Here is a 13,754-nt window from a genome sequence, read left to right as displayed (position 1 = left end):
AACAGCCGCGCCCTTTGTTACGATATTTATACTTTTTCTACATAAACACCGGTTACTGTATCAGTGACGATTACTGCATCAGCAAATAGAGTGAAGTATCACCACGCTGAATGCTCAACGCTAATACCGATGGTTTGGTATCAAGGATTTTCCGCAGCTCAGCCAGGTTCTGAACCGGTTGCTGGTTTATACCCATGATAATATCGCCTTTTTTCAGGCCGATACGCGCAGCAGCAGTGCCAGGTTTCACACTATCAACTTTCACGCCTTTCTTACCATTCACATCAGAGTTGCTCAGTTCCGCCCCTTCAATGCCAGTGTAGAGATTACCGGAATCAACCTGAGTTTGGCTGCTCTGCTCTAATGTGACGTCCACATTGACCGGTTTACCCTCTCGCAGCAGACCCAAGGTCATTTTGCTGCCGACTGGCAGGGTTCCAATTTCAGCACGGAAGCCAGCGAAACTGTTAATGGCTTTGCCGTTCATGCTAACAATCACATCACCCGCCTTGATCCCTGCTTTGGCCGCAGCAGATTTTGGCAGCACCTGGCTGATAAAGGCACCTTTCTGAGCATCAACATTCATAGCTTTCGCCAGCTCAGAATTCAATTCTGTGCCCATGATACCCAACTCACCACGTTTCACCTGACCAAATTCAACCATCTGCGAGGTCAGGTTTTTCACCATGTTACTTGGGATAGCGAAACCGATACCGATGTTGCCACCATCCGGTGCCAGGATAGCCGTGTTGATCCCAATCAGTTCACCGTTCAAGTTGATCAGTGCACCACCAGAATTACCACGGTTAATTGCCGCATCAGTCTGGATAAAGTTTTCATAGTTTTCCACATTCAAACCACTACGACCCAACGCCGACACAATACCAGAAGTGACGGTTTCACCCAGGCCATACGGGTTACCGATAGCGACGGTATAATCCCCGACACGCAGTTGGTCAGAATCGGCAATTTTAATCGCTGTCAGGTTTTTCGCATCTTTCAGCTGTAACAATGCAATATCAGTACGTGGATCTTTACCAATCACTTTCGCATCAAAACTGCGACCGTCGCTCAACTTAACATTGATTTTAGTCGCATTATCAACCACATGGTTATTCGTTACGACATAACCCTTAGCTGCATCAATAATTACACCTGAACCCAGTGCACGGAAATCTTGCTTGTTTGGGGCTCCCCCCTTACTACCAGGCCCCCCCTGACACATCGGCGAACCTTGGAACGGAGAACCGTCCTGGCAGAATGGTGAGTCATCACCAAAGAATTGCTGGAACTGTGGTGGTACGCCGCCAGCACCGGCATTACTGACCAGGGCACTCCCCTCCACATTAATACTCACAACTGAAGGCATTACCTTCTCTAGCATTGGCGCCAGGCTAGGGAGCTGCTGGCTGCTGGAAGCAGCCGTCTCTGCCGCAATGGCGGAAGAAACCGGCCCCATGGCTAAACCGATGCTCAATGCCAATGCACTTAACACTAAAGTTGTTTTTTTCATGTATTCTGGTTCTCGCTATACAATTAATAATGAGTCAATAAATGGTGTATAACAGACTTATCCCATCAATTTTGATATTGCTGCGGGTCATGCTGGCAAACCCGAGAATCTAACTCAATTTAGTGAATCGGGTGAATGCGAACCGCTAACACCACAGCAATTTCAAGTAAGAAGAATATAGTCGTCTTGCATAGTAAGATTAAATATGGGGGATGAAGTTCAGAGAGCCAATAATTGAAAAAGTAAAAAATATTGTCCGTCTTTACAAAACTACAGCTAATTAAACGGACATTTTATTTTTTTGCATACTATTCCGCAGCCATTAAACGTCGATATTCATCATAAGCATAAAGATCTGTCATACCACTGATATAATCTTGAATTAAACGCGCACGATAATAATACTCATATATCTCATGTTGTTCTGGCGATAAATTGCTTAGCCGCTCGACTGACTCCACATAAGCTAAACGATGTTTAGTCGACAATTTATGGAACAAACGGGTCTCAATCGGGTACTGACGATGGCTGTCTTCTGCCACTAATTGTGTAAACGCTGCTTGTGGCATAACTAATAGCGGACTATATATATCAAGCAACCCACTAATAACTCTATACCCTTGTAATTCAAGCTGTTCTACTTCCGGGTAGTTGAATACGTGTTTCACGGCGACTTTTTTAAATATTTGCAGTAATTTACACGCCGCACTGGAATCTTCTAATAAAGCTTGGTTAAACGAGCCTGCAAATACAGCAGGAAGATTATCAATAAAACGCTGTGCTGCATGGGGAACTAATTTCCCTACGGTATTAACCCGTAAATACATAAAGAATTGGTCTTCCGAACTGCGCCGCCCTTGCCCGCGCCCTAATTGGCGAAATGCACCGCCAACCACCTTATCAAACAAATCGCCATGAGCAACATTGCCCCACTCTTGCATCATATGATCATAAAGTTGTTCAACACTGAAGATATTCTTTTCAACCGCGTCTTCCAAGTCGGCAATACAATAAGAAATATCATCCGCAGCTTCCATAATATAGGTCAGCGGAAAACGGTTAAACTCTCCCATATTGAGTTCACGACGTAAATCTTTAACATAATCCTCTTCCGCGAGATAAAACCCTGGTTTCTTCATTAAATAATGATGAGAGGCGGGAATATCACCTGACCAATAAGCCGGTTTGGTATATTTAAGAATGCAACCAACCTGAGCATAGGTGAGGTTCAACTTTAATAAGCTATAAACCAAGCGAATTGCTTGCGCGTTACCCTCAAACTGGCTCAAGTCATGGCGAATTTTACTACGCAAAATATTGAGATCAGTTTCCCCCTCTCGTATCTTTAATACATTAACCCGACATTGATCTTTGCCCCGTGGCTCAGCACCACCGCCATTAGGATCCATTTGTTTAGTAAACCAATTATTGATTGCTGACTCGCCAAAATGCCCAAAAGGCGGGTTACCAATGTCATGCATCAGGCACGCCATTTCTACAATACTTTCAAAAGGATCAAGCAGCTTATCCAGCCCATAGGCACTGATTTTTTTATCTTGCTTAAAGCGATTGAGGATCTCTTTGGCGATATAACGGCCAACCTGCTGAACTTCCAGTGAATGGGTCAAACGGCTGCGAACAGCAGCATTGCGCTCCAAGGGGAAAACTTGTGTTTTTTGTTGTAAACGCCGAATAGCCGCGGAGTTTACAATCCGCCCGCGATCACTTTCAAAAACGCGGATAATCTCATATTCATCTTCAGCCGAACTGGGTTTACCAAATGGCCGCTGAAAACTAATTTTCTGTTTAAAGTCAATCCCGGACATGTTGCCCCCTGAGCATTCATCTAAATACAGTGATACCCACTCTCGGAAGAAGATGCAATTGATTACGTGTGAACTTTGGCTGATTGCGTATGAACTGCGGCACATTACGCATTATCTTGGGTGAACTACCCGACTATCTCACTTACCTGATAAACTGTGCATTGATAATTACAGATTAATCTATTCTTTAAAATCGGCAGGTATCCATATGAAAGTAGGAATTATTGGTGCAATGGAGCAAGAAGTTACGTTGCTGCGTGACAAAATTGAAAATCGCCAAACTTTGGCTCGTGCTGGTTGTGAGATTTACACCGGCCAACTCAATGGCGTAGATGTCGCCCTGCTCAAATCCGGTATCGGTAAAGTGTCTGCGGCAATGGGCACCACTCTATTATTAGAGCATTATCAGCCAGATATTGTTATCAATACGGGTTCGGCGGGTGGTTTGGCTCCTAGCCTAAAAGTCGGCGATATTGTGGTTTCTACTGAAGTTCGCTATCACGACGCAGATGTCACTGCGTTTGGCTATGAACCTGGGCAGATGGCGGGTTGTCCGGCGGCTTTCAGCGCTTCTCCTAAGCTGATTGAACTGGCTGAAAGTTGCATCAAAGAATTGAATTTAAATGCAGTTCGTGGCCTGATTTGCAGTGGCGATGCTTTTATTAATGGCGCCGCTCCTCTGGCTCGCATTCGCGCTACTTTCCCGACCGTTGCTGCTGTTGAAATGGAAGCTGCGGCTATCGGCCATGTTTGCCACCTGTTCAATACCCCCTTTGTTGTCGTTCGCGCTATTTCTGATGTCGCCGATCAGGAATCTCACCTGAGCTTTGACGAGTTTTTGGTGGTCGCCGCTCAGCAGTCGACATTAATGATTGAAGCAATGTTAACCACACTGGCTCATCGCGATTAATGATGCGGCTTAATATTACCCTCTTGGCACGAGCAGCAATAATCCTGCCTCAAGCAGCGATGTTATTGTTGTTCAGCCTATTTACCTCATCCTCACTGGCGGCTGAGCGAGTTATCAGTTTATCACCCAGTACCACAGAATTGGCCTATGCTGCTGGACTCGGCGATAAACTGATTGCAGTAAGTGCTTACTCTGACTATCCAGAAGCCGCTAAAAAACTGGAGCATGTTGCCTCATGGCAAGGAGTGAATGTCGAGCGTATTCTGGCATTAAAACCTGATTTGATCCTCGCCTGGCGCGGAGGGAATCCACAACGTCCGCTGGATCAATTAGCGTCTTTTGGTATCCCGATTTTCTATTCTGATCCGATGAATATTGATCAAATCGCAGATGATCTGGATAAATTGTCCCAATATAGCCCACATCCAGAGCAAGCACGCCAGGCGGCGGTTCAGCTGCGTCATGAGGTTACCGAGTTACGTCGCCAGAATACGCGCAACCAGCCGTTACGCACTTTCCTACAATTTGGCACTCAACCGCTGTTTACCAGTTCCGGACATACGTTACAGAGTGAAGTTGTTTCTCTCTGCGGTGGGGAAAATATTTTTGCTGGTAGCCGAGTTCCCTGGCCGCAAGTCAGTCGTGAACAAGTCATGACCCGCCAACCGCAGGTTATCGTGGTGAGTGGTGATAAGTCCCAGACAGATAATATCCACGCCTTTTGGCGGCCCCAATTTACAGTTCCTGTGATAACCCTGAATGAGGACTGGTTTAATCGTGCTGGCCCACGTATTCTGCTGGCCGCTAAACAGCTGTGCCAGCAAATGGCCAGTCTTCCATCCCCTGTGGCGGAGTCACATTAATGCTGGTCTATTGGCTGGATATTTTAGGTACTGCGGTATTTGCTATCTCTGGTGTATTGCTGGCGGGGAAGTTGCGCATGGACCCCTTTGGCGTATTGGTTTTGGGGGTGGTGACTGCCGTTGGTGGCGGCACAATTCGCGATATGGCCTTAGCCAATGGCCCTGTATTTTGGGTGAAAGACCCCACCGATTTAGTGGTCGCGATGGTGACTTGCCTGGCAACTATCTTGTTGGTACGGCAACCACGGCGGACACCTAAATGGATTCTACCCGTGCTAGATGCCATTGGTCTGGCGGTATTCGTGGGTATCGGGGTCAATAAAGCCTTTGCTGCGGGTGCCAGCCCGCTAGTTGCTATCTGTATGGGGGTTATAACCGGTGTCGGAGGGGGGATTATCCGTGATGTACTCGCACGCGAGATCCCGATGATCCTGCGTACTGAAATCTATGCAACTGCCTGTATCATTGGCGGTATTGTGCATGCTACAGCGTTTTATACTTTTGGTATGCCGCTGCAACAAGCAATGATGCTGGGCATGGTGATAACCTTAGGTATCAGACTTGCCGCTATTCGCTGGCGCTTAAAACTACCAACATTTGAAATAGAGCACTAATAACTATTCATCATTCTGATTGCCAATAAAAGCCTGTGTTTTGTACAATATACCTTGCTTGTAGACTCTCACCGGCTTTACAAGCTTTATTCATTAGAATGAAACATGGAGATAAGTACGAATTAAATCTTCAAGTTTTTAAATAATTGTCGGATACCTAGAGTCATCGCTGCCTGAACCAGATAGTGGCAGCTAAAAATGCAGTTATAAATTATGAAATGTTTTTTGTTGATGTTTTGGCTGGTCTTTCTTGCCAGCCCGTCGCTAGCCCAGGGGCTAAGCGGCACAATAGATTTACATCTGACTATCGTGCCATCTTGTCAGGTGCAATTGTCGAATAAAAATGAACACGTAGTGAATGACCCAAAAATGAATTATCCAGAAATACAGTGTCATAGAGGAAATGGATTGGTTACGGAACCTAGAATCAGCCATTCTTTTATTGCATCAAATGGCCTACATGTTAGCAAAACCAGTGCCGACCAGATGGCGCAATTGATTACTGTTGAATGGTAATATTCAGATAAAAAAAAACCGCGACTATGAAAGTTGCGGTTTTTTTTATCAAAATATTCGGTGATTCTATACCCAAAACATTGGTATTACAGCAAGGCCGCAAACGAGCAAATCCCGATGAGCTTACTCAAGTAAGTCGTTCGCGCTAACATAGCTGTAGCACCAAGGTTGGAGGGTAGGTTAGATGCTGAAAGAAGAACCGCACCCACAAGTACTCTTCGCGTTCGGGTTAGTCACGATAAAGCGAGAGCCTTCCAGCCCTTCGGTGTAATCCACTGCGCCACCAACCAAATATTGCAGGCTCATTGGATCCACGACCAGCTCAACACCTTGCTTTTCAATGGTCATATCGCCGTCGTTGATCTGATCATCAAAAGTAAAGCCATACTGGAACCCGCTGCATCCGCCACCGGTAATGTAAACCCGCAGTTTCAGATTCGGATTTTCCTCATCAGAAATCAACAGCTTCACTTTTTTTGCCGCTGCCTCGGTAAACTGCAGGGGCAGTACTGTTTCATCGCTCATACTCATCACTCCCAACCGGTGTTCGAGGTGCAGGTTACTACAATGGCAGCCTGATCTATCTTTTGATTATCCAATACCCGAGTAATTCATTCAAGTATTGTGGCCTAATGTTATATATTATCTACCTGTTTGAGTGCCACTTTCAACTGCGGCCTGTTGTTCCGCTACCTTTGCAGCCTGCTCTTGTCTTTGTAATGTGCGGGCTAAAATAGCTGAATACAAGGGCTTACCCCCCAGAAACTGCGCTATTAAGGTCGCCCCCAAGCAAGTCACAATCATCGGCAAAATAAGTTGATAATTATCGGTCATTTCCAGCACCAACACTATCCCGGTTAATGGAGCACGTACCGAGGCGGCAAACAGCGCCCCCATTCCGGCAATAGCAAAAGTGCCAGCATCAATACTATACTGTGGGAAAAAATGCGCGCAGGATAGGCCAAAAGCGGTTCCCAGAATGGTCCCCAAAGCCAACATGGGGGCAAATATCCCACCAGGTGCACCAGAGCCAAAACACAGTAACGTGGTAATGACTCTCGCAATAAAAATAAAGAGCAACATCCCAATACTGAAATTACCAGCGACTGCAATGGGAATTAGGGCAAAACCACCGCCGACTGCTTCACCATGAATCAATGCCAGTAAGCCGCACATCCCCCCCAACAGACCACCGATTAATACCAATTTTCGCCAGTCGCCGCCGTGGAAACGCATAAATAGATCTTGTGTACGAAATATCGACGCATTAAACATCACTCCCACAGCACCAAAAATAATGCCCAGCAACAGATAGAGCCATAAGGTATTCAGTGGAACATCACTGAGTTTTCCTACATCAATAATCGCACGCTCACCATTAAAATAGCGGTAAACAATGGTTGAAGTGATGACGCCCACAAATACCGCTTTGATGGAGACTAAGCTATAGCGGAACTGCGAACGCATCTCTTCAATAACAAACAAAATTCCGGCCAATGGCGCATTAAAAGCGGCTGAAAGCCCCGCCGCTGCACCGGTCGCTAATAATGAATGACGTGCTTCTGAACTGCGCAAACGGAAGATGTCGACAATCATCCGCCCACTGTTCGCCCCCATTTGCACCATTGGCCCCTCCCGGCCTAACACCATGCCAGCCCCGAGAGTACCAAGCCCACCAATGAATTTGACCGGAATGACCCGCCACCAGCGAACGGGGCGCATTTCTTCCATTGCCCCTTCTATTTCGGGTATCCCAGAGCCACCCGCCTCGGGCGCAAAACGGCGTACCAGAAAATACCCCAACATAGCCAATAGTGCCGACATAATAAAAGCCAGCGGCCAGACTAAAATTGCATTATCAGCAACCTTAGCAATGGTCGCTAACCTTTCTTGCTGGATCCAATCGACACCGAGATCAAATGCAACCCCCAACAAACCGGTGACTGCCCCAACGACAGCGGCCATGATAAGAATAACTAAGGGTGTTGTATCGCGGTTAACTAATGCATGAATAAAACGGCCACGTTTAACTGCAGAAATGCCTTCATCGGGTATATTTTGCGTTGAATCAGTCATGGTTTGTATGCTTGCCAGTTAAATAATAAGTAATACAAATGAGCAATATGAGTTTAGCTTACACATTAATAATGTGCCTGATTAAATGTCCATGAAATGATCTTGCTCAGAAAAGACTTTTTCTCAAATTTTGCGGCATGCCGCGCAAGCTGTCTGCTAAATATGCCCAATCATTTGATAACCGCAGCCAGTCCTTTAGAATAAGCAGCATTGTTGATTGCCAAGGCTGATGTTGCCAATGTTAATATCGCCTAATTCAGGAGCCGTTTATGAGTAAATCCGAAAGTCTGTATGCCCAAGCAAAAGAGCTGATCCCAGGCGGGGTTAACTCTCCGGTGCGTGCATTCACCGGCGTTGGTGGCAGCCCATTATTTATTGAACGTGCTGATGGCGCATATTTGTTTGATGTCGATGGCAAGGCTTATATTGACTATGTTGGCTCTTGGGGGCCAATGGTCTTAGGGCATAATCACCCGGCAATTCGTCAAGCTGTCATTGAAGCTGTCGAGCGCGGCCTGAGCTTTGGTGCCCCCACGGAGATGGAGGTCAAAATGGCTGAATTGGTCACCAATTTAGTCCCAACGATGGATATGGTGCGAATGGTCAACTCCGGCACTGAAGCGACCATGAGTGCGATTCGTCTGGCCCGTGGTTTCACTGGCCGCGATAAAATTATCAAATTTGAAGGCTGCTACCATGGTCACGCCGACTGCTTGCTGGTCAAAGCCGGTTCCGGTGCTCTGACGCTTGGGCAACCAAACTCTCCGGGTGTACCCGCTGATTTTGCTAAACACACTCTGACCTGTACTTATAACAATCTGGATTCAGTACGTGAGGCTTTCGAACAATATCCACAAGATATTGCCTGTATCATTGTCGAGCCAGTCGCTGGTAACATGAACTGCGTTCCGCCACTACCGGAGTTCCTACCCGGCCTGCGTACACTGTGTGACGAATTTGGAGCACTGCTGATTATTGATGAGGTTATGACCGGTTTCCGTGTGGCATTAGCTGGTGCGCAAGATTACTACAATGTCGTCCCTGACTTAACTTGTCTGGGTAAAATCATTGGCGGCGGTATGCCAGTAGGTGCTTTCGGTGGCCGTCGTGATGTGATGGATGCACTGGCACCCACTGGCCCGGTTTATCAGGCGGGTACGTTGTCCGGTAATCCAATTGCCATGGCTGCCGGTTTTGCTTGTCTGACCGAAGTTGCACAGGTGGGTATCCATGAAACCCTGACCGAATTAACCGATTCACTGGCAAGCGGCCTGCTGCACGCAGCTAAAGAAGAGAATATCCCATTGGTCGTTAACCATGTCGGCGGTATGTTCGGCATTTTCTTTACTGATGCTGAAACTGTGACTTGCTATCAGGATGTGATGAATTGCGATGTTGAGCGTTTCAAACGTTTCTTCCATTTGATGCTGGAAGAAGGTATTTATCTGGCTCCATCTGCTTTTGAAGCTGGTTTTATGTCTGTGGCGCACAGCAAAGAAGATATTCAGAAAACGGTGGATGCCGCTCGTCGGTGCTTCGCACAGCTTTAATATCAATTACTTAACCATCTCCCTATGCTGGGAGATGGTTAAAATCTAACTACCGCCCTTGCTTACGCAATAAATAAACAAAATATGGCGCACCAATAAACGTCGCTAACAACCCAGCGGGGATCTGATTTGGGAATAGCAACATCCGGCCGCACCAATCAGCAAACACCATCAATAAACCACCTAAAATAGCCGCGATAAATAACTGTGGAATAGCTCGGCGGAAGCCCAACATACGAGCCATATGAGGTGCCATCAGGCCGACAAAACTTAATGGCCCAACCGTCAATGTAGCTGCTGCTGTCATGGTGGCTGCCAGTAACAAAATAGCTAACCGACTAGGTGCCAGCGCCACACCTAACGCTCTGGCCGTCACGCTGCCCAAAGGTAAAATCATTAGCCAACGGCGGCACAGCGGAGCTAATGCAATCAGAATCAGGGCGATAACACCGGTACTCAGTGCTTGTGGAGCATCAACAGCATAGGTAGAGCCAGAAATCCATGTCAGCAAACCGCGCATTCTGGGGTCGCCGCTTGCGAGTAACATGGTAATTACCGTGGTAAAGGCGGTGCTCAGTGCAATTCCTGCTAATAACATTCTACCGGGAGAGAACCCTCCTCGTCCTGCAACCACCAGAATCAACAATAATGTCGCCGCCGCACCTAAACTCCCAGCAGGCAACAACCATGCTAGCGCATTGCCTGGCACGATAAACATCATAATCACGACACCGAAAGATGCGCCGGAACTGACCCCCAATACCTCGGGACTGGCCATCGGATTGCCCGTCAGCTTTTGAATTAATGTTCCCGCCACCGCCAGCATCACTCCGGCCGCTAATGCAGCAAATACTCGCGGCCAGCGCCAATGTAATAATGCCTGGATATCATTGCCGCTAATCCAACTCCAGCCATGGCTATCACGACCAAACATCAGCGCCACCGCCAAACCGGCCAGCAGTACCAGCAAACCTCCACTGATCCAAATACCCAAATTTTGCCGCTCAGCGGAAACCTGGTCGCCAAAATCCATACTCGGTGCCATCGCACTGTGTAAGCGGGGCAGCAACCATAATAGCAACGGAGCACCAATCAGCGCGGTGGCCGCACCGGTCGGAATTTCTTGCCAGACTTGAGCCAACCAGATAAGCCCTTGGTCCGTTACCCACAACAGCAATGCGCCTAATACCGGAGCCAACATTAGCCGTTGCGATAGCCGGCGAGCACCTAAAATTTTTGCCAACAGAGGAGCAAAAAGACCAATAAAACCAATGACGCCGACCGCATTAACCAACATTGCGCTAAACAATATGGCTATCCCCAGCGCACTAAGCCGAGCCAATGACAGCCCTAGACCTAAATTACGGGCGACACCATCATCCAGCCCGAGCAAGGTTAATGGGCGAATCAATAAAGCCGCCAATACACCGGTTATCAGCAAACGAGGTAGCAAAAACTGTACCGTGCTCCAATCTTGTTGATTCAGAGCGCCACTACTCCACAGGAACAACCCTTGCAGTTGGTCATAATTAAATAACGCCAGCAAGTTGCTGACTGCACTACAGTAAAGGCCGAGAACCAACCCCGCCAGTATCAGTGTCACTGGCGACATTCGTTTGCCCCAAGCCACACCAAATACCAGCACGCCAATAATTATCCCACCGGCCATTGCTGCCAGTTGGCGAGTCAATTCACCGCCGGGTAGCATCCACAACGTCGCAATGGTTAAGCCAAGCTGAGCGCCTGCTGCGACCCCCAAAGTGGCGGGTTCAGCCAATGGATTTCGCAAGACTTGCTGGAACAAAACCCCCACCAGTCCCAATCCAGCACCGGTTAGCAGAGCCACGACCAAGCGGGGAAGTTGGCTGTAATGAAATAACATTTGGCGCACGTCATCGCCGTCAGGTTGCCATAGCGCGGTCCCCCAGAGCGGGGCCGGTAATGTCTGACTAAAATTGTACAGTGTCAGCAACACCGCAAAAATCAGCAATAAACTCAGTAAGCTGGCAGGCAAAAGCCAGATTTTACGCGGGGTCTTTGTCATCATCGGAATTTATCCCACGCCGATTCTAATAGACGTACGAATCGCATGGCTGACAATGTTGCGCCATAGAACCACACCGCGGGCATTATCTGTAATTGATTTTGGCGCACGAATGACATGGATTGCCATAATGGTGTGCGGGTAACCTGTTGTAGTATTTCACTATTACCCTGGACGAAGCACATTGCCCGCCCCGGTTTTACTGTCGCTAAACGTTCGATGCCCACCACCGCGCTGCCCCACACATTGGTTTCACCCTGCCAGGCATTCTTAATATTCAATTCGTTTAATACATCCTGGAACAGACTGCCTTGGCCGATGACCAAGGCGTGGCGAGCATCCAACAGAGAAAACATCAATAATGACGTATTGTTGGTATTAAATATCCGCTGGCGAGCGGCTTGCATAAAATGGTTAAAATCGGCGATATGCTGCTCAGCCGCGGCCTCCAACCCCAGCCGCTGACCTAATGCACGCAATGAACTTTTACCGACGGCGAGCGGCGAAAGCCCCTGTTGGCTAAAAGCAAAACTCATCGATGGGGCGATAGGCGCGAGTTTCTCTGGTGAGGGGCCAAAACCTTCTGACATCAAAATCAATGACGGTGCCATTTGTTGCAGCAATTCCAAATTAGGTTCAGTGCGCAGACCAACATCAATGACACTGGCAGGTAATGCCGGTTCGTCGACCCATAACCGGTAATTATGAGTATCTGCCACACCATATGGCGTGACTCCCAGCGCCAGCAATAATTCTACGGGCAACCATTCCAGTGCAACGATCCTATCCGGAGCAACGCCCCCGCTAACATCGATTTTAGGGGGATTCACCGCCCATCCGGGCAATGAATATAATAATGGCGATAAGGCTAATGCGGCGAGCAATCTACGCCGAGTCAGGTTCGGGCGCACCGCTGCTATGGGAAAAGGCATTTTCATCAATACACGAAACTTACCGGCGCACCGCCGGCTGGATGCGGTAATATTCCCATAGGAATGCCGTAAATTTCCTCCAGTACCGCCCCCTGCATTAAGCTGTCCGCTGGGCCTTGCGCTATCATCTCGCCCGCGCGTAATGCCACCAAATGGTCGCAATAACGGGCCGCCATATTGATATCGTGTAATACCGCAATAACGGTCAGGCCGCGCTCACGGCTAAGCCGCTGAATCAGCCCCAAGACTTCGACCTGATGGGCAATATCCAGTGCTGAAGTCGGTTCGTCGAGCAGCAGACAGCGGCTATTTTGTGCCACCATCATCGCCAACCAAGCGCGTTGGCGCTCGCCGCCGGATAAACTGTCGACCAACCGATTCGCCAGCGGCTTTAAATCCACCAGCGCAATAGCCTCTTCCACCTGTTCGCGGTCTTCTTGACGAAAACGCCCCAGCGCACCATGCCATGGGTAACGGCCAATCGCCACCAACTCGCGCACTGTCATCCCTTCAGCTGCCGGTAATTGCTGTGGCAAATAAGCAACTTCACGGGCAAAAGCTTTATTGTCCCACTGTGGTAATGGCACATTATTGAGTAACGCTTCGCCACTGGCGGGCGGTTGGTGGCGACCCAGCATTTTTAACAGTGTCGATTTACCGGAACCATTATGGCCGATAAGCCCACAGACTTTCCCTTGTGGAAAGGTCAGTGACAAGGGATGCAATAAGATTCGGCCAGGAACCGAAAAACTCAACTCACGGAGTGAAAACACGCTGGATTGGCTTGCCTGTTGGTCCAAGATAGTGCCCTGCGATTGAATGTTAGCAACTTTAACCGTTACTGTGACCCAAACGTTATCGACAAATAACGAGAAAGTGAATCGAAACGATAATAATTATCAAAGCAGCT

Annotated in this window: 12 protein-coding genes; 5 read left to right on the top strand and 7 right to left on the bottom strand. The window is 48.0% G+C overall.

Annotated elements, in window-relative coordinates; translation table 11 throughout:
- Positions 1-70: 70 nt before the first annotated feature.
- Together degP and dgt are read right to left on the bottom strand one after the other, a co-directional pair.
- Positions 71-1,513, bottom strand: coding sequence for a serine endoprotease DegP (gene degP / locus OP863_RS03875; protein WP_038636169.1), 1,443 nt, complete (start codon positions 1,511-1,513; stop codon positions 71-73).
- A 308-nt stretch (positions 1,514-1,821) separates the two neighbouring features.
- Entirely contained in the window at positions 1,822-3,339 is a 1,518-nt protein-coding gene (dgt, locus tag OP863_RS03870) for a dGTPase (protein WP_265525913.1), read from the bottom strand.
- Positions 3,340-3,547: 208 nt separating this feature from the next.
- Here dgt and mtnN point away from each other — a divergent pair, with 208 nt between their 5' ends.
- From mtnN to OP863_RS03850, 4 genes are all read left to right on the top strand, one after another.
- Positions 3,548-4,249, top strand: a complete 702-nt coding sequence (gene mtnN / locus OP863_RS03865) for a 5'-methylthioadenosine/S-adenosylhomocysteine nucleosidase (protein ID WP_038636174.1) — start codon at positions 3,548-3,550, stop codon at positions 4,247-4,249.
- A complete protein-coding gene (gene btuF / locus OP863_RS03860; RefSeq protein WP_186378114.1) occupies positions 4,249-5,112 on the top strand; it encodes a vitamin B12 ABC transporter substrate-binding protein BtuF in 864 nt (287 codons plus the stop codon). The genes mtnN and btuF overlap by 1 nt, the downstream gene beginning before the upstream one ends.
- Positions 5,112-5,726 (top strand): TRIC cation channel family protein, encoded by a 615-nt coding sequence (locus tag OP863_RS03855; protein WP_019211026.1) that lies wholly within the window; start codon positions 5,112-5,114, stop codon positions 5,724-5,726. The genes btuF and OP863_RS03855 overlap by 1 nt, the downstream gene beginning before the upstream one ends.
- A gap of 213 nt (positions 5,727-5,939) precedes the next feature.
- The gene (locus OP863_RS03850) at positions 5,940-6,242 is read left to right on the top strand and encodes a hypothetical protein (RefSeq protein ID WP_071841739.1); all 303 of its coding nucleotides are present in this window, start codon (positions 5,940-5,942) and stop codon (positions 6,240-6,242) included.
- A gap of 180 nt (positions 6,243-6,422) precedes the next feature.
- Here OP863_RS03850 and erpA read toward each other — a convergent pair whose 3' ends face one another.
- Positions 6,423-6,767, bottom strand: a complete 345-nt coding sequence (gene erpA, locus OP863_RS03845; protein WP_004706254.1) for an iron-sulfur cluster insertion protein ErpA — start codon at positions 6,765-6,767, stop codon at positions 6,423-6,425.
- A gap of 117 nt (positions 6,768-6,884) precedes the next feature.
- Positions 6,885-8,318: a H(+)/Cl(-) exchange transporter ClcA gene (gene clcA, locus OP863_RS03840; RefSeq protein WP_265525912.1), complete on the bottom strand. Its 1,434-nt coding sequence runs from the start codon at positions 8,316-8,318 to the stop codon at positions 6,885-6,887.
- A 269-nt stretch (positions 8,319-8,587) separates the two neighbouring features.
- On the opposite strand from clcA, the gene hemL reads away from it, so the two are divergent.
- On the top strand, positions 8,588-9,868 hold the full coding sequence (gene hemL, locus OP863_RS03835; protein ID WP_145591890.1) for a glutamate-1-semialdehyde 2,1-aminomutase: 1,281 nt from the start codon (positions 8,588-8,590) through the stop codon (positions 9,866-9,868).
- Positions 9,869-9,917: 49 nt separating this feature from the next.
- Here the strand turns inward: hemL and fhuB are convergent, their stop codons facing one another.
- From fhuB to fhuC, 3 genes are read right to left on the bottom strand one after another with little or no spacing between them, the layout of a single operon-like run.
- On the bottom strand, positions 9,918-11,915 hold the full coding sequence (fhuB, locus tag OP863_RS03830) for a Fe(3+)-hydroxamate ABC transporter permease FhuB (protein WP_265525911.1): 1,998 nt from the start codon (positions 11,913-11,915) through the stop codon (positions 9,918-9,920).
- Complete coding sequence (gene fhuD / locus OP863_RS03825) at positions 11,912-12,850, bottom strand: Fe(3+)-hydroxamate ABC transporter substrate-binding protein FhuD (protein WP_265525910.1); 939 nt, start codon at positions 12,848-12,850, stop codon at positions 11,912-11,914. Before fhuD ends, fhuB begins: the two co-directional genes overlap by 4 nt.
- Positions 12,850-13,644 carry a Fe3+-hydroxamate ABC transporter ATP-binding protein FhuC gene (gene fhuC / locus OP863_RS03820; protein WP_072089069.1) on the bottom strand — a complete coding sequence of 265 codons (795 nt, stop codon included), beginning with the start codon at positions 13,642-13,644 and terminating at the stop codon, positions 12,850-12,852. Before fhuC ends, fhuD begins: the two co-directional genes overlap by 1 nt.
- Between the last annotated feature and the right edge of the window lie 110 nt (positions 13,645-13,754).

It is taken from the genome of Yersinia sp. SCPM-O-B-9106 (C-191) (assembly GCF_026183365.1).
Classification (GTDB): domain Bacteria; phylum Pseudomonadota; class Gammaproteobacteria; order Enterobacterales; family Enterobacteriaceae; genus Yersinia; species Yersinia rochesterensis.
This window is presented reverse-complemented; position numbering and strand designations above follow the sequence as displayed.